Source organism: Bacillus yunxiaonensis, assembly GCF_037104695.1.
In the GTDB taxonomy this organism is placed as follows: domain Bacteria; phylum Bacillota; class Bacilli; order Bacillales; family Bacillaceae_G; genus Bacillus_A; species Bacillus_A yunxiaonensis.
Genome location: NZ_JBAWSV010000002.1, coordinates 588,907 through 611,991, shown reverse-complemented (window position 1 = coordinate 611,991; position 23,085 = coordinate 588,907). Strand labels below are relative to the sequence as shown.

25 protein-coding genes are annotated in these 23,085 nt (G+C 36.2%); 15 read left to right on the top strand and 10 right to left on the bottom strand.

What is annotated here, in order from left to right:
- Positions 1–196: 196 nt before the first annotated feature.
- The gene (locus WAX78_RS09220; protein ID WP_336481966.1) at positions 197–1,759 is read left to right on the top strand and encodes an amidohydrolase; all 1,563 of its coding nucleotides are present in this window, start codon (positions 197–199) and stop codon (positions 1,757–1,759) included.
- A gap of 25 nt (positions 1,760–1,784) precedes the next feature.
- Here WAX78_RS09220 and WAX78_RS09215 read toward each other — a convergent pair whose 3' ends face one another.
- Entirely contained in the window at positions 1,785–2,588 is an 804-nt protein-coding gene (locus WAX78_RS09215) for an NAD kinase (RefSeq protein WP_336481965.1), read from the bottom strand.
- Between the two features lie 156 nt (positions 2,589–2,744).
- Between WAX78_RS09215 and WAX78_RS09210 the strand changes: the two genes are divergently transcribed.
- The 5 genes from WAX78_RS09210 to WAX78_RS09190 all read left to right on the top strand — a co-directional run bounded on the left by WAX78_RS09210 (position 2,745) and on the right by WAX78_RS09190 (position 7,010).
- Positions 2,745–3,374, top strand: a complete 630-nt coding sequence (locus WAX78_RS09210) for a DUF2953 domain-containing protein (RefSeq protein WP_336481964.1) — start codon at positions 2,745–2,747, stop codon at positions 3,372–3,374.
- 16 nt (positions 3,375–3,390) lie between these two features.
- Entirely contained in the window at positions 3,391–3,786 is a 396-nt protein-coding gene (ytfJ, locus tag WAX78_RS09205; RefSeq protein ID WP_336481963.1) for a GerW family sporulation protein, read from the top strand.
- 127 nt (positions 3,787–3,913) lie between these two features.
- On the top strand, positions 3,914–4,414 hold the full coding sequence (gene tpx / locus WAX78_RS09200; RefSeq protein ID WP_336481962.1) for a thiol peroxidase: 501 nt from the start codon (positions 3,914–3,916) through the stop codon (positions 4,412–4,414).
- A 113-nt stretch (positions 4,415–4,527) separates the two neighbouring features.
- Complete coding sequence (locus tag WAX78_RS09195; RefSeq protein WP_336481961.1) at positions 4,528–5,514, top strand: class I SAM-dependent methyltransferase; 987 nt, start codon at positions 4,528–4,530, stop codon at positions 5,512–5,514.
- Between the two features lie 302 nt (positions 5,515–5,816).
- A complete protein-coding gene (locus WAX78_RS09190; RefSeq protein ID WP_336481960.1) occupies positions 5,817–7,010 on the top strand; it encodes an acetate kinase in 1,194 nt (397 codons plus the stop codon).
- A gap of 41 nt (positions 7,011–7,051) precedes the next feature.
- Here WAX78_RS09190 and WAX78_RS09185 read toward each other — a convergent pair whose 3' ends face one another.
- Positions 7,052–7,483 (bottom strand): NUDIX hydrolase, encoded by a 432-nt coding sequence (locus WAX78_RS09185; RefSeq protein ID WP_336481959.1) that lies wholly within the window; start codon positions 7,481–7,483, stop codon positions 7,052–7,054.
- Between the two features lie 125 nt (positions 7,484–7,608).
- Between WAX78_RS09185 and WAX78_RS09180 the strand changes: the two genes are divergently transcribed.
- Entirely contained in the window at positions 7,609–8,439 is an 831-nt protein-coding gene (locus tag WAX78_RS09180; RefSeq protein ID WP_336481958.1) for an EcsC family protein, read from the top strand.
- A 28-nt stretch (positions 8,440–8,467) separates the two neighbouring features.
- On the opposite strand, the gene WAX78_RS09175 is transcribed toward WAX78_RS09180, so the two are convergent.
- A complete protein-coding gene (locus WAX78_RS09175) occupies positions 8,468–9,118 on the bottom strand; it encodes a YitT family protein (protein WP_336481957.1) in 651 nt (216 codons plus the stop codon).
- Between the two features lie 748 nt (positions 9,119–9,866).
- On the opposite strand from WAX78_RS09175, the gene WAX78_RS09170 reads away from it, so the two are divergent.
- On the top strand, positions 9,867–10,028 hold the full coding sequence (locus tag WAX78_RS09170) for an aspartyl-phosphate phosphatase Spo0E family protein (RefSeq protein ID WP_336481956.1): 162 nt from the start codon (positions 9,867–9,869) through the stop codon (positions 10,026–10,028).
- Between the two features lie 519 nt (positions 10,029–10,547).
- On the opposite strand, the gene WAX78_RS09165 is transcribed toward WAX78_RS09170, so the two are convergent.
- Positions 10,548–10,865 (bottom strand): radical SAM protein, encoded by a 318-nt coding sequence (locus tag WAX78_RS09165; RefSeq protein WP_336481955.1) that lies wholly within the window; start codon positions 10,863–10,865, stop codon positions 10,548–10,550.
- A gap of 168 nt (positions 10,866–11,033) precedes the next feature.
- Between WAX78_RS09165 and WAX78_RS09160 the strand changes: the two genes are divergently transcribed.
- A complete protein-coding gene (locus tag WAX78_RS09160; RefSeq protein WP_336481954.1) occupies positions 11,034–12,239 on the top strand; it encodes an argininosuccinate synthase in 1,206 nt (401 codons plus the stop codon).
- Entirely contained in the window at positions 12,236–13,624 is a 1,389-nt protein-coding gene (argH, locus tag WAX78_RS09155; RefSeq protein WP_336481953.1) for an argininosuccinate lyase, read from the top strand. The genes WAX78_RS09160 and argH overlap by 4 nt, the downstream gene beginning before the upstream one ends.
- Positions 13,625–13,649: 25 nt before the next feature.
- Here the strand turns inward: argH and WAX78_RS09150 are convergent, their stop codons facing one another.
- The 3 genes from WAX78_RS09150 to WAX78_RS09140 form a co-directional block, all read right to left on the bottom strand.
- The gene (locus WAX78_RS09150; RefSeq protein ID WP_336481952.1) at positions 13,650–14,276 is read right to left on the bottom strand and encodes a hypothetical protein; all 627 of its coding nucleotides are present in this window, start codon (positions 14,274–14,276) and stop codon (positions 13,650–13,652) included.
- A 59-nt stretch (positions 14,277–14,335) separates the two neighbouring features.
- Entirely contained in the window at positions 14,336–14,527 is a 192-nt protein-coding gene (locus WAX78_RS09145) for a ProA domain protein (protein WP_336481951.1), read from the bottom strand.
- 188 nt (positions 14,528–14,715) lie between these two features.
- On the bottom strand, positions 14,716–15,174 hold the full coding sequence (locus WAX78_RS09140; protein WP_336481950.1) for a universal stress protein: 459 nt from the start codon (positions 15,172–15,174) through the stop codon (positions 14,716–14,718).
- Positions 15,175–15,359: 185 nt separating this feature from the next.
- On the opposite strand from WAX78_RS09140, the gene WAX78_RS09135 reads away from it, so the two are divergent.
- Together WAX78_RS09135 and ald are read left to right on the top strand one after the other, a co-directional pair.
- Positions 15,360–16,124, top strand: a complete 765-nt coding sequence (locus WAX78_RS09135) for an SDR family oxidoreductase (protein ID WP_336481949.1) — start codon at positions 15,360–15,362, stop codon at positions 16,122–16,124.
- Between the two features lie 145 nt (positions 16,125–16,269).
- Positions 16,270–17,403: an alanine dehydrogenase gene (gene ald / locus WAX78_RS09130; RefSeq protein ID WP_336481948.1), complete on the top strand. Its 1,134-nt coding sequence runs from the start codon at positions 16,270–16,272 to the stop codon at positions 17,401–17,403.
- A 41-nt stretch (positions 17,404–17,444) separates the two neighbouring features.
- Here the strand turns inward: ald and WAX78_RS09125 are convergent, their stop codons facing one another.
- Both WAX78_RS09125 and WAX78_RS09120 read right to left on the bottom strand, forming a co-directional pair.
- Positions 17,445–17,915: a DUF4188 domain-containing protein gene (locus WAX78_RS09125; RefSeq protein ID WP_336481947.1), complete on the bottom strand. Its 471-nt coding sequence runs from the start codon at positions 17,913–17,915 to the stop codon at positions 17,445–17,447.
- A gap of 17 nt (positions 17,916–17,932) precedes the next feature.
- The gene (locus tag WAX78_RS09120; protein ID WP_336481946.1) at positions 17,933–18,565 is read right to left on the bottom strand and encodes a TetR/AcrR family transcriptional regulator; all 633 of its coding nucleotides are present in this window, start codon (positions 18,563–18,565) and stop codon (positions 17,933–17,935) included.
- A 232-nt stretch (positions 18,566–18,797) separates the two neighbouring features.
- On the opposite strand from WAX78_RS09120, the gene WAX78_RS09115 reads away from it, so the two are divergent.
- Positions 18,798–19,106: a cupin domain-containing protein gene (locus WAX78_RS09115; protein WP_336482022.1), complete on the top strand. Its 309-nt coding sequence runs from the start codon at positions 18,798–18,800 to the stop codon at positions 19,104–19,106.
- A 259-nt stretch (positions 19,107–19,365) separates the two neighbouring features.
- A complete protein-coding gene (locus tag WAX78_RS09110; protein WP_336481945.1) occupies positions 19,366–21,795 on the top strand; it encodes a bifunctional diguanylate cyclase/phosphodiesterase in 2,430 nt (809 codons plus the stop codon).
- A gap of 245 nt (positions 21,796–22,040) precedes the next feature.
- On the opposite strand, the gene WAX78_RS09105 is transcribed toward WAX78_RS09110, so the two are convergent.
- Positions 22,041–22,481, bottom strand: a complete 441-nt coding sequence (locus WAX78_RS09105; RefSeq protein WP_336481944.1) for an Lrp/AsnC family transcriptional regulator — start codon at positions 22,479–22,481, stop codon at positions 22,041–22,043.
- 121 nt (positions 22,482–22,602) lie between these two features.
- On the opposite strand from WAX78_RS09105, the gene WAX78_RS09100 reads away from it, so the two are divergent.
- Positions 22,603–23,022, top strand: coding sequence for a carboxymuconolactone decarboxylase family protein (locus WAX78_RS09100; protein ID WP_336481943.1), 420 nt, complete (start codon positions 22,603–22,605; stop codon positions 23,020–23,022).
- Positions 23,023–23,085 lie beyond the last annotated feature (63 nt).

The following is a 23,085-nucleotide window of genomic DNA, read 5'->3' as shown; positions in this document are numbered from 1 at the left end:
TGCTCGCTTGGGCTTTTACGGGCAGTTCCCCCTTTTCGGTTTTCTCCGAATTTTAAGGTGGGGTCTTACTGCCCGTTAATAGCGGAGTAAAGAAGAATTGTAAGTACGAAAGAATCGTAGGCAGAGAAATCTGTCTGCTTTTTTTCTTGTTGACAATTTCGTACACTAAAAAGTAAGAAGCAAAGGGGGATAAAAAATGGGAGAACTTTGGTATGGCGGAAAGATTTATACGATGGAAGAAGAAGGAACGACTGTAGAAGCTATTTACGTAGAAAATGGTAAGATTATTGCCGTTGGAACGAAAGAAGAGTTAGAAGCTCGTTATCGTCCGAAGCAGTTATTTGATGTAGAAGGCAAAACAATGCTCCCTGGTCTTGTCGATAGTCATATGCATCTTATTGGACATGGAGAACGATTGCTTCGCTTAGATTTATCGACATGTACATCCTATCAAGAAGTGCTGCATCTTGTTGCTGAGCGAATAAAAACAGCTAAACAAGGAGAATGGATTATTGGAGAGGGCTGGAATGAAAATAATTTTACAGATCGAAAAGACATACATAAACGTGATTTAGATGTTTTGTCACTTCATCATCCTATTTTATTGAAACGCGTCTGTCGTCATGTGACTTGGGTAAATTCTTATGTTCTTGAGAAAGCAGAGATTGTGCAAGGGGTAGAAGATCCGAAAGGCGGGAAAATTGGGCGTGATAAAACTGGTGAATTTACCGGTTTATTGTATGAACAAGCGCAGGATTTAATTGCTCATATTCAACCAGAAATTGATGCAGCGTATGTAACCAACGCACTGAAAACAGCCGTTCAAGATTGTTGGAAATACGGATTAGTTGGTGGACATACAGAAGACTTAAACTATTACGGTGGTTTTCAAAAAACATACAATGCCTTTGCAGAAGTGATTCGAGATATGCCGTTTAAAGCACACCTTCTAGTTCATCATGAGGTGGCACATGAACGGGAGCGTTATGAGAGTACACATTATATTGAGTTTGGAGCAATGAAAATCTTTTCAGATGGTTCCTTTGGCGGACGGACAGCGCTGCTTAGTGAACCATATGAAGACGCAAAGGAAACAAATGGAGTTGCCATCTTTTCACGCGATGAACTTGCGCTACTTGTAAAACAAGCGAGAGATTTCCATATGCCTGTTGCGATTCATACGATTGGTGATTTATCACTTGAATATGTGATAGATGCGCTCGAAATGTATCCACCAAAAGAAGGGCAGCGTGATCGCATTATTCACTGTCAACTTGTACGCGAAGAGTTAATCGATCGTATGAAGAAGCTTCCTGCAATTTTAGATCTTCAACCTGTCTTCGTTTCCTCCGACTTTCCATCTGTTATTGAAAAACTAGGGGAGCATCGCCTTCGCTACGCATATGCATGGAAAACGCTCCTTCATGCTGGCTTACACTGCGCGGGTGGTTCGGATGCACCAATCGAGCAGGTGAACCCGCTTTTAGGGATATACAGCGCCGCAACAAGAAAAAGCTTTGTGGATGGAAACTGTTACATACCAGAAGAAAAGTTAACGGTATTTGAAGCTGTTTCGCTATTCACAACAGGAAGCGCATATGCGATTGGAAAAGAAGAAGGCCGCGGGAAAATTGCTGCAGGGTATGAAGCCGATTTTACTGTGCTAGACAGAGATATATTTGACATTCAGGAAGAGGAAATAAAAGAGATAGACGTTGTGATGACAGTTGTCGATGGTGAAATTGTATATAAAAAATAGAGGCGGCATATGCCGCCTTTATTTTTTATAAAAACGTTCTTTGTACTTTTTCCCAGAACGAATTATTTTTCAGTTTTACTGTTTTAATTTGCTTATCGCTTAAACGAACAACTGCTTTTTCGACTTGTTTAATACTTAATGCTTCGTTATCCATGCCCATGACAGGATAGTCGTTGCCGCTTGGAGCTAATTTTAGTGTTAATGTACGATCATTGTTTAAGATAAATGGAGAACCAAGTGTACGGTATGTATTGTTATTTAACGAAGCGAGTTCACTCACTTGGAAACATGGGATTAATGGATCCACAACAGCTCCGTGTAGTGATTTATTATATGCTGTGCTTCCTGTTGGTGTAGAAACGACTAATCCATCGCCTCTGAATGTTTCAAAGTATAAGTCATCAACATACACATCTAGCACAAATGTTTTAATAACGCTAGAGCGCAGTGAAAATTCATTTAGGCAATAAAAAGATGTATCATGATCAACTGTTACTTGAATTGTTGGATATCTTCTTACTTCAATTTCATTTTTTGTGATTTCTTGAAGGGCGCTATCGACATGGTCAATGTGGAAGTCACAGTAAAAGGAAATATCATCTGTTGTCGAAACCCCTGCGTATAAACAATCTTCACGAAATCCTGTTTTTCTGACAGCTTGCAAGAATGTACTGTCGTCGCCAACACTAACGATAGCATTTGCGTGTTTTGGATGGTCTAATATTGTAAATCCATGTTCTTCTAAAATGTCGTATACTGGTTTCATTTTTTCGACAAGCGCTGTTTTATCATCACCGTAAAAGAAAAATAAATTGCGACGATCTGCCATTTTGTATCCCTCCATGCAGTAAATAATATGTTCAAATACTATATTTCGATAAAAAATATCAAAAATCCTCCTATTTTTAGAAAAATCTATATTTTCAATTTCGTTTATTCTTTTCATATTGTGTCGATAATGGATACGGAATGAAAGGATGGTACGATGAAGTGGCTTGCGATTGGAATTGGAATACTTATTTTGTTCGTCTTGCTTATTTTGTTATCGAAATTATCGCTGAAAATCAGTTTGTTATATACAGAAACAGAAAAACAATGTTTATTTCAAGTGAAAATATGGATGCTTCATTATACGTTTGATGTGCTTGAGCGGATAGAAAAACAACAAAAGAAGACAGGTCAAAAAATTGAAAAAGCAGGGGAGGAAGGCGGAACAGAGGACAAGTTTGTAGCGACGCTTGACAGCATAGCTGAGATTATAAAAAGGATGCAAGAAATCCATACTATGTTTAAAGGTTTTCTTCAAAGAGTAAAAATCAAAAATTGGAGATGGCGTTCGCAAATTGGAACAGGTGATGCAGCGAGCACAGGGATTGTAACAGGTTATGTATGGTCAGTAAAAGGGATGATTGTTGGAATTACTGGACATTATATGGACATTATCGGTACACCGCAGCTTGAAGTTACTCCAATTTTTCAAGGGAAAACTGTGGCATCACATTGTGAATTAACAGCCTCATTTCGAATATACCGTGCAGTGAAAACAGCAATTCGCTTGTTTATATTATTGAAAAAACAAGGGGTTATTGCTACAGATAATGCTATGCAACAATGAACATAGGGGGGATTATGTGGAACATCCAATTCAAGGATTAATGACAACAGCGATGCAACATTTAAATCATATGATTGATGTAAACACTATTATCGGTGATCCAATTCAATCACCAGATGGAAGTGTTATCTTAACGGTTTCTAAAGTAAGTTTCGGCTTTGCGGCAGGCGGTAGTGAATTTGGAAAACTTGACAACAATAATCATCATCCATTTGGCGGCGGTAGTGGCGGCGGAGCTTCCATTAATCCGATTGCTTTTCTTGTTGTAAATAGTGAAGGTGTGAAAGTACTTCACTTAGATAAACAGACGCACATACTTGACAAGATAATGGAATTAGCACCGCAAGCAGTCGATAAAGTGAAAGAAATGATGAACAAACAAAAAGATGAACAGCCGGAGTATGAAATATAAAAAAAGAAGCTAATCGATTGATTAGCTTCTTTTTTTATAAAACAGAGCGATTCATTTGCATTCTGTTTGCTGAACATCTATCATTTACACTGTACATATTTTGTTTTAGAAAAGGGAGGATTTTCACATGGCAAACGTAACGTTTAAAGGAAACCCAATCACTTTAGTTGGAACAGAAGTTAAAGTAGGTGACCAAGCGCCTAACTTTCAAGTATTAGCAAATGATCTATCTCCAGTAACTTTAGAAACATATAAAGGTGCAGTGAAATTAATTAGTGTTGTACCATCTATCGATACAGGTGTATGTGATGCACAAACTCGTCGTTTTAACGAAGATGCAGCTGGTATTGCAAACGCAAAAGTATTAACAATTAGCGTTGACTTACCATTCGCTCAAAAACGCTGGTGTGCAGCTAACGGTTTAGAAAATGTTGTAACACTTTCTGATCACCGTGACCTTTCTTTTGGTGAAGCATACGGTGTTGTAATGAAAGAACTTCGTTTACTTGCACGTGCGGTATTCGTAGTAGATAGCAACGACAAAGTTGTTTACGTAGAATATGTAAGCGAAGGTACAAGCCATCCAAATTACGAAGCAGCATTAGAAGCAGCAAAAGCTGCAAAGTAATGTGAAGAGCAAAAAGCGATCTCTTGTGAAAGGGATCGCTTTTTCTTTTGGAAAGGATTTAGAGTGTGGTATGATATAAGTTATGTGTATTTTAGTTTTAAGGAGGAATTTTCGTGAGTTCAACAGTAGAAACATTATTTTCTATCTTTGATTCTTCTGCCGTAATTTTACGTAAAGAATTAGACATAACCTATTTAGAAGCGCTTGTAGAGACAGGTGATAATTTATTTGAAGGAACAATTTTACAAGAAGGATTAGAAAAGCCAACAATTGAACGACTAGAGCGTGAATATAGCAAGTTTAATGAAGAAAACTATAAAGGCGAAGAGATTCGCAAGGCGTTCCAACTTGCCATCTTAAAAGGGATGAAAGACGGCATACAAGCAAATCATGAAATGACGCCAGATGCAGTTGGTATGTTTATGAGCTATTTGTTCCATAAATTTATGAAGGATCAAAAGGAAATGACTGTTTTAGATCCTGCAGTTGGAACGGGAAATTTATTGACGACAATCTTTAATGGTTGCCCAGAAGGTACAAATGTGAATGGATTTGGGGTAGATGTAGATGATTTGCTTGTTAAGCTTGCTTTAGTCAATGCAAATTTACAAAAACAAGCAGTTGAGTTTTTTAATCAAGATGGACTAGCTCCACTTTATATTGATCCAGTTGATGCAGTTGTGTGCGATTTACCAGTCGGCTATTATCCAAATGAAATTGGTGCAAGTGAATATACTTTACAAGCAGATGAAGGTATGTCTTATGCTCACCATCTTTTTATTGAACAAAGTGTAAAGCATACAAAAGAAGGCGGTTATTTATTTTTCTTAGTGCCAAACTTCATTTTTGAAAGCGATCAAGCGCCAAAGCTTCATGCCTTTATTAAAGAAACATGTTTTGTTCAAGGATTATTACAGCTACCTGTTTCCATGTTTAAAAATGAAAAAAATGCAAAAAGTATATTTGTTCTCCAAAAGAAAGGGCAAACCATACAAATGCCAAAACAAGCATTATTAGTAGAATTACCAAAATTCTCTAATATGCAAGCGATGGAGAACATCATGAATCAAATTAATGGTTGGTTCGCTGAGCAAAAATAACCATTGTTCCTGTGTAACAGGGGTGTATGCATATATAATACAGTTTTATCTTGTGTACAATATTTAGTAACGTATACAAGATGGCAATAGAAAAATACCAAATCTGTAATATAAAAAAAATCTTTGTGTTACAATTTTTTCACTTGAAATATATGTCGTACGATGTTTAAATTAAAATCGTGAGTTTAAATTTTTTTTCAGTGAAACGGTTATGTTGGCTGACAAAAGTTAAAGACATAAAATTGAGCGGTTTGTGGAAAGATTCCACACGGCTAACAAGAGAAAAAGGGGCGAAAGACTAGATGTCAAAAATCATCGCGATTAATGCAGGAAGCTCTTCCTTGAAATTCCAATTATTTGAAATGCCAAGTGAAACAGTATTAACAAAAGGTTTAGTAGAACGTATCGGTTTAGAGGATAGCGTATTTACAATTACTGTGAACGGTGAGAAACAAACAGAAGTAACAAATATCCCAGATCATGCAGTTGCAGTTAATATGCTTCTAAATAAATTAACTGAAACAGGTATTATTAAATCTCTTGATGAGATTAGCGGTACAGGTCACCGTGTTGTACACGGCGGTGAAACATTCCCAGATTCTGTTCTAATTGACGACAAAGTATTAGCAGATATCGAAGCTTTAAGTGAATTAGCACCACTTCATAACCCAGCAAACGCTGTTGGTATTAAAGCATTCCGAGAAGTACTTCCGAACGTACCTGCAGTAGCGGTATTCGATACAGCATTCCACCAAACAATGCCGGAAGAATCTTTCTTATACAGCTTACCTTACGAATACTATGAGAAATACGGCATCCGTAAATACGGTTTCCACGGTACTTCTCATAAGTACGTAACAGAGCGTGCAGCTGAATTATTAGGTCGTCCACTTGAAAGCCTACGTTTACTTTCTTGTCACTTAGGTAACGGTGCAAGTATCGCAGCTGTTGAAGGCGGAAAATCAATCGATACGTCTATGGGCTTCACACCACTTGCTGGTGTAACAATGGGTACACGTTCTGGTAACCTTGACCCTGCGTTAATTCCATACATTATGGAAAAAACAGGACAATCTGTAGACGAAGTCCTTAACGTATTAAACAAGAAAAGTGGTATGTTAGGTCTTTCTGGATTCTCAAGTGACTTACGTGATATTGAGCAAGCTGAAGAAGAAGGAAACCATCGTGCAGAAGTAGCACTAGAGATATTTATTGGCCGTATTCATAAATATATCGGTTCTTATGCAGCTCGTATGAAAGGTGTAGATGCAATCATCTTTACAGCTGGTATTGGTGAGAACAGTGCATTAATTCGTGAGCGTGTATTAGAAGGCCTTGAGTTCATGGGTGTATACTTTGATGCGAAACGCAACAATTTCCGCGGTGAAGAAGCATTCATTAGCTTCCCGCACTCTCCAGTAAAAGTAATCGTAATTCCAACAGACGAAGAAGTTATGATTGCTCGTGACGTAATACGTCTTGGAAATATTGGTTAATATATGATGAAAAGACGGGATAATTCCCGTCTTTTTTTGTATTATTTTTTTGAAAGTAGTTCGGTTAATCCGTTTGGGTATAATGTTTTTTCTACTTGCAAAAATGTTTCAATGGGAACCCATACACCGTAGGAGATGTTCTGTCCTTCTGTTATTGTGAATCGATCCTTTTTATAAAGCGCTTTGTTTGAAAAGCAGACGAAATACAATTGAATTAGTTCATGCCCAATTGTATTTTCTATTTGAAAGATGTTTTCTAAACAGCCCAAATATGCAACGATTTCCACAGCGACTCCAAGTTCTTCTTGAAATTCCCGAATAATTGTCTCCGTGGAATGCTCTCCAAGTTCAATAGTTCCTCCAAGTGGTCTATAATAATAGCCCTCACCAGTTTCGTGTTTTCCTTTGTATTCTTCAACAAGAATACAATTGTTGTATTCAATAATACCTAAGGCTTTCGCACGTGGATGCATAACATACCTCCCATTTTTTACTATGAGGCATTTAAAGTTAACATATTTTTCAGAAAAAAGCAGGCGTTCTTTCTCTCCTAGCAAATATGTTACAATGTAGAAAAATAATCCAAGGGGTTGTTTGTATGCTGTCAAAGCGAGAAGAACGAATTTTATATGATTTGAAAAGCTGGGAACAGCAATTAGTGCAACAAGAATCAACGGACTTTCAGAGAATGTTTGATAAGTGGTTGAACGGTACATTTTCTAAGTTACCGGAAAAAAAGCGAAATGAATTTTTTTCGAAAGCAGATGGATGGCTCTTTCATCTTCATGCACTTATTCAAAGCTCACAGTCGCAACTTGATGCACGGGGACGTATTTTAGGAACGGCGCGTTTATTCGATGGTTCCATTGAACATGTTGAGGACATGAAAGTATTATCGATTGACCAATTAACATACATAGCAGAACAGCAAACAGCTCGTCATCGTTTATATTCTTTCGTACAAGGAGGAGTAACAGGAGTTGGTGGCTTTTTATTATTAAGTGCAGACTTACCAGTATTGGTTGCTTTAAATGTGAAAGCGGTACAGCTAATCGCCACATCATTTGGTCATGATGTGAATAAACCGTATGAAATGATGCTAGCGTTAAAAGTATTCCATGCAGCCATATTGCCAGCGCATTTGCAGCAGTATGCTTGGTACAACTTACTGCAAGAGTTAGAACAAGAAGAAGCGGCTCCATTCTTCTATGAGGGAGAAGAGGAAGTACTAAATCCAGCATCTGTACAAGTACTACTAAAACAAATTTTGAAAACGTTCATTATTTATTCACTGCGCCGCAAGTTGTTTCAAGGTGTACCAGTACTTGGGATTGTGGTTGGATCAACGGCAAATTATCGGTTAACACGGAGCATAACAGAATTTGCGAATCGATTTTATCAAATGCGTTATTTACGCCAAAAAATATAAAAAGCGAAAGGCATCCGCCTTTCGCTTTTTAGTTTGTTGCATGTTGTTTTGATAATGGAATTGCGACTGGTTTCTTTGCCTTTGCTGGATAGTAAATGAAATCTAGTACTTTTGCCTGCACAGCAAGGGAAAGAATCGTAAAAGCAATTTCAGTCCATGTTAAATAATATAATGAAAGTGCAATGACAATTGCGTCAAAAACGAAGAAAATTTGCCCAATTGTAAAGCGTGTTTTTTTGCTTAATACAATGGTCAAAATATCGTCTCCGCCTGTTGCACCACCGAATCGTAAAATAAAACCAAGGCCAACTCCAGCTAACGCTCCGCCGATTACTGCAGCTACAAATAAATGATTTGATAAATCCACCGTGAATGGAGAATAGTTTTCCATTAAAGAATAAAATACTCCGAATGAAATAGAACCAACAAATGAATAACCGACCATTTTTCTGCCTAAAAATGTAGCACATAGTAAAATAACAGGAATATCCATTAAAACAGTTGAAATTGACGGTGAAATGTCAAAAAAGTTTTGTAAAAACAGTGCGATTCCTACAAATCCACCTTCTGTTAAGTGATTCTGAAACTGAATGTGGTATAGTGCGATAGCCAAAATAAATGAACCAAGTAAAACCATAAGAATTTCTTTAATAATTTGTCGACTTTGGATGTTCTCCATCGTTATTCCTTCTCTCCGTAGTTAGTAGTTTTTTGTTTTTTCATAAACTAACTACGCCTATATAGCAGCAGTTAGTTTACATACGTCTAACTACGCTATATATCACTGAAGAAATAACGAATAATCCTCTCGTCCATCAATTCTCCCTACTTTCGTTTTAGTTTAGGTCTGAAATAGACTAAACAAAACTTAGAGTAGAATTTTTCATTTAGCAATCCTGCTCTCTTTTATGTTTTGTTTAGCGAATATGAAACAACCTAAACAAAACGCTACGTGTAAGAAGAGTCTTTTCGTTGCCAAATTATCCTTCGGGCAATCATAATTTCCCCACTCTCGTATTTTTTTCGCTAGACAAAGTATCTAAGCAAAAAAATACGCTACGTGTAAGATTCGTCTTTTCGATGCCACATGCTCCTTCGAGCGATCATGATATCTAAATCCTTTCTATAAAAGATTATATACTATTATATCATACTTTTTTTAAATGTATGTTCTTGGAAACCGACAATGGGCAACGAAAAAACTACATACTTCGTAAATATGGAAGCGTTAGGTGAAATTCATGTAAATTTTGCTGAAAAATGGTGCATTCAGAAAATATTTGCTGTCGAAAGGTTTTCTGAATGCAAAATTAAATTTCATTTGCTATCTGTTAAAACGTACTTTAATTAGTTACAAAATATTCAATTTAGATGAAACATTTCCTATAATTCAAATTATATCATCTATGGTAACTGGAGAGATTCGTATGAAAACGATAGAGATACAGGCAAGCATAGAAGAAAAAAGGGAGGAATTGATTGAACTTATAAGAAAGTATGGTGTTAATCATCATAGAGTGATTACATGTAGTCAAGAATTAGATATTTTATTATATCGTTTGATGGAAAGTATTACATGCACAGAGTAGGTGTTTTATATCCATGAAAAGAAAAATACGATTACCACTACACATTCAACGGAATAGAAAAGAGTACGTTTTTCGCTATTATAATATCGAAATATATTAACTGATTAATTTTAAAATCTACCAGACAAGCCGTCATTATTGTTTACCTAATATTGAAAACGCTTGCAATAACTTCCGATGTTTTTGTGCATGTTTGATGAAGGAAACCTCCACTGCTGGAGGTTTCACTTTATAAAAATTTTTAAGTCGTTGAGAAAATATTCTCAACGACTTTTTTATCCTGCTATTTGCGGACGGTAAGATCTCCACCTCAAGATTCAGAGAAAAGCAAAGAAGATAGGTGGGGGATAAAAAACCACTGATGGGAGTTTCACTTTATGAATCATCTTCTTAATTCGTCTTTTTATCTTTAAAAAAGGCTTCCCAACTAATGACACTAAGAAAAGTAAGTATGATAATGAATAAAGCTTTCATAAGGAACATACTCCTTTCTCAAAACTTCTATATGGAAGCTTCACTTTACTGATGTGCTTTCCCTTCAGACACATTTTGAGTTAGACGATACCAAAGCCAAAGGTCGTTAATAATGGAAGCGTGATTCGCGATTTCTGTATTGAGTCTACAAGAAATTTCAAAGTTTTCTTCGTTATTTAAGCGGTGTTGTTTCGTGTTAATGATATGTTCAAGTTCTTTAATCCGATCTGGTATTTTCCCGCGAATTTGTTCCCACTTTAATAAAATTGCATGTTGTACTGTTTTAGGAATATCCTCCCATTCTTCTTGGAAATCAGGTAGCTTAATCCCCAGATGTTCATCATATGTGAAATATTGTTCCATATATCGTCCCCTCCATTTATTGTCTTCATTGTATCGAAAAAGAGAAAGAACTTCGATGAAATTGTTTTGAAAATATTTATGAATATCCCTTGCAACATTGTGGAAAAGGTGATAAATTATGAATTAATATTAATAATAATGAATAATTATTCTTTAGGGGGATATAAAATGGAGAACAAAAAAGTTGTATTAGCATATTCCGGAGGTCTTGATACTTCTGTTGCGATTAAATGGTTACAAGAAAAAGGATACGATATTATTGCACTTTGTTTAGATTTAGGGGAAGGAAAAGATTTAGAGTTTGTAAAAGAAAAAGCATTGTCCGTCGGAGCAATTAAATCTTATATGATTGATGTACAAGAAGAGTTTGCGAATGAATATGCATTAAAAGCACTGCAAGCTCACACGTTATATGAAGGGAAATATCCACTTGTATCTGCATTATCTCGTCCGTTAATTGCTAAAAAATTAGTAGAGATTGCAGAGATGGAAGGTGCAAGTGCAGTTGCACATGGATGTACAGGAAAAGGAAATGACCAAGTCCGTTTTGAAGTTTCTATTCAAGCGTTAAATCCATATTTAGAAGTGATTGCACCGGTGCGTGAATGGAAATGGTCACGTGAAGAGGAAATTGCATATGCGAAAGAAAATGATGTACCAATTCCGATTAACTTAGACAGCCCGTTTTCAATTGATCAAAATTTATGGGGACGCAGCAACGAATGTGGAATCTTAGAAGATCCATGGGCAGCACCGCCAGAAGATGCATATGAAATGACGTTAGCGTTAGAAGATACACCAAACACACCTGAATTTGTAGAAATTGGTTTTGAAGCAGGGGTGCCAACGACATTAAACGGCGTATCATATTCACTTTCAGAGTTAATTAAAGCGTTAAACTCTCTTGCTGGTAAGCACGGGGTTGGCCGCATCGATCATGTAGAAAATCGTCTTGTTGGTATTAAGTCACGTGAAGTGTATGAATGCCCAGCGGCGATGACGTTGATTACTGCACATAAGGAATTAGAAGATTTAACACTTGTAAAAGAAGTAGCACATTTTAAACCTATGATTGAACAAAAATTAACAGAGTTAATTTATAACGGTTTATGGTTCTCGCCTTTAAAAGATGCTCTTGTTGCCTTTTTACAAGAAACGCAAAAGAATGTAACAGGTACAGTACGTGTGAAACTGTTTAAAGGACATGCGATTGTAGAAGGACGTAAATCAGAGTATTCTCTATACGATGAAAAATTAGCGACGTATACAGTAGATGATGAATTTAATCATGATGCAGCGATTGGATTTATTTCATTATTTGGTTTACCAACAAAAGTATACAGCCAAGTGAATCAAAAGAAGGTGGAGGCATGAGCAAACTTTGGGGCGGCCGTTTTACGGAACAGGCTGAACAGTGGGTTGAGGAGTTTGGAGCTTCCATCTCCTTTGACCAGCAATTAGCAGTAGAAGATATACAAGGAAGTATGGCACACGTTACGATGCTTGCGAAATGCGGTATCGTAACGGCTGAAGAAGGAGAGACAATTAAAAACGGCTTGCAGTATTTACTTGAAAAGGCAAAGAAGCAAGAGCTTACGTTTTCTGTTGAAGCAGAAGATATTCACTTAAACATTGAAAAGATGTTAATTCAGCATATTGGTGAAGTTGGCGGTAAGCTGCATACAGGAAGAAGTCGTAATGACCAAGTAGCAACGGATATGCATTTGTATTTGCGAAATGAAGTGCAAGGCATTATCGAGGCAGTGAAACAAGTGCAAATTGTACTTGCAGAACAAGCTGAAAAACATATCGAAACAATTATGCCGGGGTATACGCATTTGCAGCGTGCACAGCCGATTTCTTTTGCACACCATCTCCTTGCATACTTTTGGATGTTAGAGCGCGATGCGAATCGTTTGAAAGATTCGTTAAAACGTATTAACATTTCTCCGCTTGGAGCCGGGGCACTTGCTGGGACAACATTCCCGATTGATCGCGAGTATAGTGCGCAGTTGCTCGGTTTTGATGGAATATATGAAAATAGCTTAGATGCAGTAAGCGACCGTGACTTCATTCTTGAATTTTTAAGTAATGCTTCGATATTAATGATGCATTTATCACGTTTTTGTGAAGAACTTATTTTATGGAGCAGTCAAGAATTTCAGTTTATTGAAATGAGCGACAGCTATGCAACGGGTAGCAGCATTATGCCGCAAAAGAAAAATCCGGATATGGCAGAGCTTATTCGTGGGAAAACAGGAAGAGTATACGGCAACTTGTTTAGCTTATTAACAGTTATGAAAGGATTGCCGCTTGCTTACAATAAAGATTTGCAAGAAGATAAGGAAGGCATGTTCGATACGGTAAATACAGTAAAGGGTTGTTTACATGTAATGGCAGGCATGCTTGAGACGATGACGGTGAAAAAAGATAAAATGGCACAGGCTGTCACGCAAGATTTTTCAAATGCGACAGAGATTGCAGATTATTTAGCGAGTAAAGGGTTACCGTTTCGTCAGGCACATGAAATTGTAGGGAAGCTTGTCCTTCATTGTATTAACGAAGGTGTTTATTTGTTAGATTTACCGTTAACAACCTACCAAGAGATGAGCTCATTATTTGAGGAAGACTTATATGAAGTGCTTTCACCATACGCAGCAGTAAAACGAAGAAACAGTGCAGGTGGTACAGGGTTCGAACAAATTGAACAGGCACTTCAAAAAGCAAAAGAGATAGTGGAAAAACCCGTGAACATGTAATGTTTCACGGGTTTTTTCATGATTGTTACATATATTCAATTAATGTACTTTCTAATGCACTCGATCTTTGCAGGGATGTTGTTTTTCGTTTACGGCTTGTAGCAGTTCCAAACATAATATTCTCAGGGTCTAGGCTATGCGTTCGATAAGAGTTTCTATCTGGATTTTTTCCTTGTAGTTTTCGGTGGGAGTAGAATAAGATATGTCCGAGTTCGTGCGCAAGTGTATTTTCTAGTGAAGACTTTGTGAGGATAATATGGTTGAAACGGCTTTTCGTCATTAAGGAAGAGAACGTTCGTCCTGTCGTGTTACTCGAGAGGTGCCTTGCATTTGTATAGAATATTGAAATACTATTTGGATTTGGAAAGAGATACTTTCTTTCACGAAATAATCGCTGTATATTTTTGCTTTGTCTTTTACGAAATGAAGTATCATTCGTTTGAACAGAAAAATTTTTCAGCGTTGTGATACTTGTGATAATAAAGTCTATGTTCCATATTTTGGTTGCTAACGCAACTTGCTGCTTAATTTGTTTTTCTGTTACATTGCAGCCGGGAAGAGTAAATATACATAAGTTCATAATCGGAGTAGCGGATTTGCTTTTTCTTTTATTCTCATCACTCAAAAACATCACACCTTTATGCTTGGACATATATAAATAATGTATGCATAAAGAAAAAGGTTGCTTGTACGATGCAAGCAACCAGGCGCCTATATTTTTTCCTGTTCGTATTTATGTTTTCCTTCTGTAATGCGAATATATTCTATGTCCATTAAATCACGAAAAAGTGCACCGTGACTTAACTCCACACCATGTTTTTCTTTGAAGTGGGCACAAATTTTTTCTACCATATCAATTTCTTGTCCGTTTAAATCTAGTATGATACGTTCATGACTTTCCATGCCGTTTCCCTCATTTCCTTTTTTCTTAGCATAACCTTACAGAATCATCTTATCCTGCTGTTTTAGGGCAGCAAGACGATTAAGAGGAAAGCGAAGAAGATAGGTGGGCCCCCACTGATGGAAGTTTAAGTAAATAAAAAAGCACCAAGCTCGTAAAATAGAGGCTTGGTGCTGCTTCATTATAGGTATTAAATTTCCCCTTGTTCTTCTTCACCGCGAACAACAAGGACATCGCATTTTGCATAGCGAATAATATGTTCAGAGACGCTGCCGATTAAGAAACGCTCTACTGCGTTTAAACCAGTTGCACCGCACATAATTAAATCAACGTGGTGCTTCGGTGCGATATCTTTTGAGATTTTGGATTTTGGATTACCGAATTCTAGTACAGTTTCTATTTTTGTAAGACCTGCTTCTAGTGCAGTCTTTTTGTAGTCTTCTAATAGATCTTCTGCAAATAAATTTGCACGTTCTGCAATAGCACGGCTATATGCTTCGACTGCAGAGTAAGCTTTGACGTCAACGATATGAGCGATTGTTAATGTAGCGTTGTTACGCTTTGCTACTTGAATTGCTTTTTTGAATGCTTTTTCAGCTTCTTTAGAGCCATCGACAGCAATTAAAATGTTTGTATATGTAGTATTCATGAACGATTCCTCCCAATTGTATAAGTGTTATAACTCTTTACACTTTTATTATAAAGTAAATTATGGAAAAAAGTATGTCAGAAACGTTACAGAATTTTGAAAAATTTGTTCAAACATTTTAGTTGTAATTGTGCGAAGAAGTTGTTACATATGAAATATAGCAAGAAAAAAGGAGGCTTATTTTTGTGAGACATGCGCTCATTACAGCCGGTACAAAAGGTTTAGGGAAGCAAGTAACAGAGAAATTATTACATAAAGGATATTCGGTAACAGTAACGTATCGCAGCGATGTACAAGCGATGGAAACGTTACAACAGCAATATAAAGATCTTGCGCATCGTATGCAATTTGTGCAAGCAGATGTAACGAAACAAGAAGATTTACATAAAGTAGTAACAAAAGCGATGGAGCGTTTTGGTCGTATTGATTTTCTGATTAATAATGCAGGTCCTTACGTATTTGAACGTAAAAATTTAGTTGAGTATAAAGATGATGAATGGAATGAAATGATTCATGGTAACTTAACGGCAGTTTTTCATTTATTAAAGCTCGTTGTACCAATTATGCGGCAGCAGAAATTTGGCCGCATTGTGAATTATGGATTTCAAGGAGCAGATAGTGCGCCGGGATGGATGTATCGTTCTGCATTTGCAGCTGCAAAAGTCGGACTAGTTTCACTCACTAAAACGATTGCCTATGAAGAAGCGGAATATGGTATTACATCAAATATGATATGTCCGGGTGACATTATTGGTGATATGAAAGAGGCAACAATTGCTAAGGCACGTGCAGTACCTGATGATCGTACACCGATTGGACGTTCAGGCACAGGGGAAGACATCGCTCGTACAATTTCCTTTTTATGTGAGGAAGATTCGGACATGATTACGGGAACAATTATAGAAGTAACTGGAGCAGTTGACGTTATTCATCGATATCGTCAAAACTAGACAAATTCTATCGGACAACTTGCGTTGTTTTTGTCAAAAATTGCGAGATTATGGTAAAATGTAAGAGAATAGAAAACGCTTTATGAAAAGCGTATATGCTATGGCTATTCAGGGGTAATTTTATAATCTCAAGGGGGAATTTCCAATGCGTATCGGTGTACCAACAGAAATTAAAAACAATGAAAATCGTGTGGCAATGACGCCAGCTGGTGTTGTTCATTTAATTCACAATGGTCATGAAGTTTTTGTTCAAAAGGGTGCTGGTTTAGGATCTGGTTTTACAGATGAAGCATATGTAGAAGCAGGAGCAACAATTGTAGAAACAGCACAAGAAGCTTGGAATCAAGAGATGGTTATGAAAGTAAAAGAGCCAATCGCAAGCGAATACGGCTATTTCCGCGAAGGCTTAATTTTATTCACGTACTTACACTTAGCTCCAGAACCAGAATTAACAAAAGCATTAATTGAAAATAAAGTAGTCGCAATTGCGTATGAAACAGTTCAATTAGACAACCGTTCTTTACCACTACTTGCACCTATGAGTGAAGTAGCTGGTCGTATGTCTGCACAAATTGGTGCACAGTTCCTTGAGAAAAACAAAGGCGGCAAAGGCATTTTACTTGCAGGCGTTCCAGGGGTAAAACGCGGTAAAGTAACAATTATCGGCGGTGGTCAAGCTGGTACAAACGCAGCGAAAATTGCTGTTGGTTTAGGTGCAGATGTAACAATTATCGACCTAAGTCCAGATCGTCTTCGTCAATTAGACGATATCTTCGGTAACCAAGTAGCGACATTAATGTCTAACCCGTATAACATTGCAGAAGCTGTAAAAGAGTCTGATCTTGTTATCGGTGCAGTATTAATTCCAGGTGCAAAAGCGCCAAAACTTGTAACAGAAGAAATGATTAAATCTATGGAACCAGGTTCTGTTGTAGTCGACATCGCAATCGACCAAGGCGGTATTTTTGAAACAACTGACCGTATTACAACACACGACAACCCAACTTACGAAAAACACGGCGTAGTTCACTATGCAGTTGCAAATATGCCTGGTGCAGTTCCACGTACGTCAACTCTTGCGTTAACAAACGTAACAGTACCATACGCAGTACAAATCGCAAACAAAGGCTATAAAAAAGCTTGCTTAGATAACAGTGCCTTATTAAAAGGTATTAATACATTAGATGGTTACGTAACATTCGAAGCAGTTGCAGAAGCACATGGTTTACAATATGCAGATGCGAAAGAGCTTCTTGAAAAAGCTCCTGCTTTATCATAAGAAAGACTACAAAGCGGTTACCCATTGGGTAGCCGCTTTTATTATGGTTTCATGCGTGCTCGTGCAGTTTCTCGTTGACTACTTATAGGAAGAGAAGTACCTGCTTTGGCTAAACCGAATAGGGGCATATTTGCATATAAACTCTCGTATTGACCTTTCTCAACAACAAATGTTTCATGGAAAATTCCAACTGCTTCAGTTTTGGAAGCTTTTTGGTTAAAATTTTTCCATGCTTCTAAATGTAAGGAAGCATGGCGTGCATAGTGTTCAAGGGCTTCAAATGATCTCCAATATTGAATTTGTACAATTGTGCGGCCGTTGAAGAAAGATTCTGTGCCGAGAAAACCGAGTTTTTTATTTTCATATAGTTCTTTTAGCATTCCACCCATTGCCAGAGCTACAGGTAACCACTTTGAAACAGCGAAAAATTTATTAATTCGCATACCAATCACAAATACTACAAAGGAATCATCCATCTGTGCAGTATAACGTCCAGATATTACAGACTTCATTATTCATCCCTCTTTTACTATGGATTTAATATGTTTAAATGAAGATCATACATTTCCATTACATTTTGAGTTTGAAAGACATGAGCTGTTAAGTAGGCGCCGTAAAAAATAGAGTGTAGTAGTTTTACAATATGTGAAGTGTCCATCTTGGTTGTAATTTCTCCTGCAGCTTTTCCTTCTTCCACGCAGTTTGCAAATACTTCATTCAAATTTGGAATGAGCTTTCGAACTTGTTCTTCTTTTTCGGGATATAATAGATGAATTTCTGCATCGGTTAAATGAGGCATACAAGGATGCATTTTTTCTTCAGAGAGAAATGCAATCAAACTTAGCATCAATCCAGGTTTTTCTTTTGCATATTCTGAAACTCCTTCAAAAATATGACGGAGTGCGGTCATTCCCTTTTTGTTTGTTTCTTTCAGTTCCAACATACGATCCGTTAACCATAACCTCATGAAATAAATAAGAATGTCTTCTTTTCGAGAGAACATTTTAAAAAATGTCACCTTCGAAATTTCTACTCGTTCACATAATTCTTCAACGTATACTTCTCGAAATGATTTTTCTCCAATGATGTCTAATGCAGTGTGAAATAGCTTGATTTTTGTTCGTGCTTTTTTGATTTCTCGTAGTGGTAACTTCTCTTTCATTACTATGCTCCTTATTAATAAAAGTTAAATCTTATTAATAAATTAACACGGGTTAACTTTTAAATCTATAATTAAATTCTAATTTTTCTAATTATTTATCTGATAAGTCGGGAAAATGTTTGATATGATGAACTTAGAAGAGATTGTTATATATCACCTGAATAATGGAGAGATAAATGTGGAGAGAAAACTTACAAAAGAATTAAATCTAGAAAAAATCAATTTATTAGAGATGACAAGAAATATTACAGAGAAACATAAAAATTTTGTCGTTTCAAATGTAAATAATCATTGTTTGCGGATTGCTGTATTCACCGGAGAATATGATTGGCATTTCCACTCGAATTCTGATGAGTTATTTATGGTGTTAGAAGGAGAGCTGCTGATTGATTTTCAAGATCAAGAAACAATTATCTTAAAGCCAAATGATACGTTATCTATTCCAGCAGGGACGATTCATCGGACAAGAGCATTGAAGCGTACTGTAAATCTTTGTTTTGAAGACATAGATGCCGATACAGTTATCGTGGAGAATGTATGAAAAGTTTAATGAAAAAATAGAAAAGGTGTAAGTGTAAAAACTTGCGTCGTTTCTGTTTTTTCATTATGATACGCTGAAAAGAAGAATTATACGTAAACAATCGTAGATATTTCGTATATAATAATAAAAAGACTTCTTTACATTAAGAGACTTTTTACTAGAAAAGAAAAATCCAGCAGTGAAAGCAGTGTATTATGATATTTTTATGTTTACATAAACGATATTTCTTTATATTAGGATATAGAAGGAGAAAAAGTGGATGCAACAATTAATCGGTTTTTATAATAATTGGTTCGTATCGCTGTCAGTAGTAATTTCGGTTTTTGTATCATATGCTGCTTTAGATCTTGTAGGACGGACTGCACATTCGGATGAAAAACGAAGGAAGTTATGGTTATTTTTTGGTTCTATTACAATGGGAGTTGGGATTTGGTCTATGCATTTTATTGGCATGCTAGCCTTTCAGCTTCCAATATCTATTAAATACGACCTAAAGCTTGTCCTGTTTTCTATGTTTGTTTCATGTATTGCTTCTTTAATCGGATTGTATAGTGTAAGTTATCTACAAGTAAAGTGGATTCATTTTGTACTAGGCGGCAGTTTGATGGGGATAGCAATTGGTGCTATGCATTATATTGGGATGAAAGCGATGGTGTTAGTAGATATTGAATATGATCCATTTTTATTAATATTATCAATATTAATTGCGATTGTAGCTTCTATAGCAACTTTAAAAATTTCATTTGAATTGTCTAAATATAAAAATTCTGTAAGAGCCACTATATATAAACTTATAAGTGCTATCGCTATGGGAGTTGCGATAGCGGGTATGCATTATACAGAAATGGCTGCCACATCTTTTGGCTTACCTTCTGTTTTAACAGTGCCGTCTGGAATGAATCGTTACACACTTGTAATTATAATCGGTGTTACGACGATAATGATTCAGTTTTTTTTAGTATTTGGTGCTGTTACAGATCGGCGTTTTCGATTTCAAGCGATAGAGTTGCTTGAAAATGAAAAGAGGTATCGCTCACTTGTTAGTCACAATTTAGATGCTGTTTTTTCAATATCGTATGATGGGCGGTTATTAAGCATGAATCCTGCGGGGGAGGAAATGCTTGGTTATAGAGAAAGCGAATTGCAAAATAAAAAAATGATACATGTGTTAACAAGAGAAGAAAAGCAGAAAGTTAAATTATATTTCTATCAAACGATTCATGCCAAGAAAGCACATAACTTTAATACGAAAATTAAATTAGAGGATGATTCGGTTTTAGATTTGAATATTACATTAGTCCCAGTTTATATGGAAGAACGATTGGATTGTATATATGGAATTGCAAGGGATATTACAGAGCAGTTAGAAAATGAAGAAAATATATATCGATTAGCTTATTATGATAATCTCACAGAATTGCCAAACAGGCGCAATTTTATGGAAAAGTTGGAAGCCAATTTGAAGGATAGTGTAGGAAATAATGAAAAGTGTGCTGTATTCTTTCTGGATTTAAATCGTTTTAAAGTAATTAATGATGCCCTAGGACATAATGTAGGAGATATATTATTAAAACAAGTAGCAGACAAGTTAGCAATGAAAATTGGAAAGAGAGGGACAATTGCACGCTTAGGCGGCGATGCATTTACAATTTTACTTCCTAATATTCAATCGAAACAAGAGCCGATTCAATTGGCAAAGCAAATTATACATACATTTGAGGAACCTTTTGTGATAGAGGAGAATCATTTATATTGCACTGTTAGTATTGGAATTGCTGTAGCACCCCGGGATGGAGTGGAAGTAGAAACAATCATGGGCCGTGCAGATATCGCCATGTATACGGCGAAGGAAAGTAGAAAGAGTAGCTATCGTCTTTATTCTTCGGCAATTGGAGAACTTTCAGAGAAGCAATTAGTAGAAGAACAGCAACTCCGGAAAGCGATTGAGAACGATGAATTTACTCTCTATTATCAACCACAAGTTCATTGTGAAACAGGAGAGGTTGTTGGAGTAGAAGCGCTTGTACGTTGGCAGTTACGAGATGGTACAATGCGCTCACCATTAAAATTTATTTCGTTGGCAGAGGAAACGGGTTTAATTATTCCGCTTGGGAAGTTAGTATTGGAGAAAGCGTGCAGGCAAGCGAAAGCTTGGGATGATAGAGGATACTCAATTCGTGTGTCTGTTAATTTATCACCAAGGCAATTTCAGGCTGAGGATATTGTAAAAACTGTTGCGGACTTATTACGGAAATATAAGTTATCTCCTAATTTATTAGAGCTAGAAGTAACAGAAAGTATGACTATGACAAATGTAGAGCGATCGAAAAGGCTGTTATGGGCTTTTCGTAATTTAGGAGTAACGATTAGTATTGACGATTTTGGAACCGGTCATAGTTCATTAAGTTATTTGAAAGACTATCCAATTCAAAAATTGAAAATTGATCGCTCTTTTATTAAAGATATCCATGAAGATGTACGAACGAAGCGAATCACTGCAGCTATCATCGCGATGGGGCGACATATTGGTCTTGAAATTACAGCAGAAGGTGTAGAAACAGAGGAACAACTAGCCTTTTTAAGGGAGCATAATTGTTCTTACATACAAGGATATTATTTTAGTAAGCCACTGCCGGCTTGTGAGTTTGAAGAGTTATTTTTACATACTTATAAAGACAAGGTGGTTTAAAACGAGTTGTTTTAAAGAGGTAGAGGAAACTAGCGTTTACAAGATTGAAAGCACATCAAGTTTTGATGTGCTTTTTTTGTTTCATTTGTATACGTTTTATATGTTTAGACGTTAAGTATATAGAAAGTAGCGAGTAATGAATTATGACATATACGAATTAATGTTATTAGAAAAATGGAGTGCAACATATCGATATCTCTTCAGCTTCTTATGGAATATATTCCGTTAGATAATTACGGAACAGCTTAATCTGAATCCATTTTTAAACTCGTTTGGACTTGAGAAAAGATAAAATGTGTAACAGTGGATGCGTATGGATTTACAACGTCGATAAACTCTTCTGCTTTAGAAAAGTTCTCAAAGTGCATTTTAAGCATATAACAAGCATTTCCAGCTATACGGTAACAAAAATCCACATTAGGAAGACTTTCAATGTAATTTTTAAAATTTTTATACCCTCCGTTTTTAACTGTCGCTTCTATTATGCATTGGATAGGAAGTCCTAATTTTTCATAATCAATTTCTAAAGTGTATTTTTTTATTATTCCAAATGACTCCATTTGTCTTACTCGTTCAGTGACAGAGGGAGAAGATAAATTAATCCTTCTTCCAAGTTCACTCATTGATAGACGACTATTATTGGATAACTCAACTATTATTTTTTTATCAATATCATCTATTTTCATTTTTAAAGTAATTCCTCTTTTTTTATTAGTTATTTAAATGATTATTTAATAATAGATTTCTAATTTAATGTAATCTGCAGATTTTATTCTGTATGCTTAATATAACAAGGAGGTGTTGTAAATGGCAAGAATCAATGAATCAAATTTCGGAGAAACGCCTTTTCAAAAACTTTTAGGACACAATAAAAAAGTTATGGAGGCGTGGTCTTATTTAGGAGAAGTATTAGAAAAGGATGGGCTATTATCATCAAAATTAAAAGAACAGGTTAGAAGGACATTAGCACAAAGCAATGGTTGTGAGTATTGCAAAGCAAAAGGAAAGCCTGAGCCTCATATATTTGATGAAAAAATATCTGTTGCAGTTGGATTTGCAGAAGTCTTTTTAAAAGAACAAAAAGGAAACATTTCAAATTCTTCTTTTCAAATATTAAAAGAGTATTTTTCAGAAGCTGAAATAAGTGAGCTTTGTGCATTCATTTCTTTTACTACTGCTCAACATTATTTTGGTGGAATGATGAAGTTAGAAGCTAATGGATTTTAACTTTGAAGTTTTGCAGATAAATGCAAAAAAAACGCTTGGATCGTAATGATTTCCAAGCGTTTT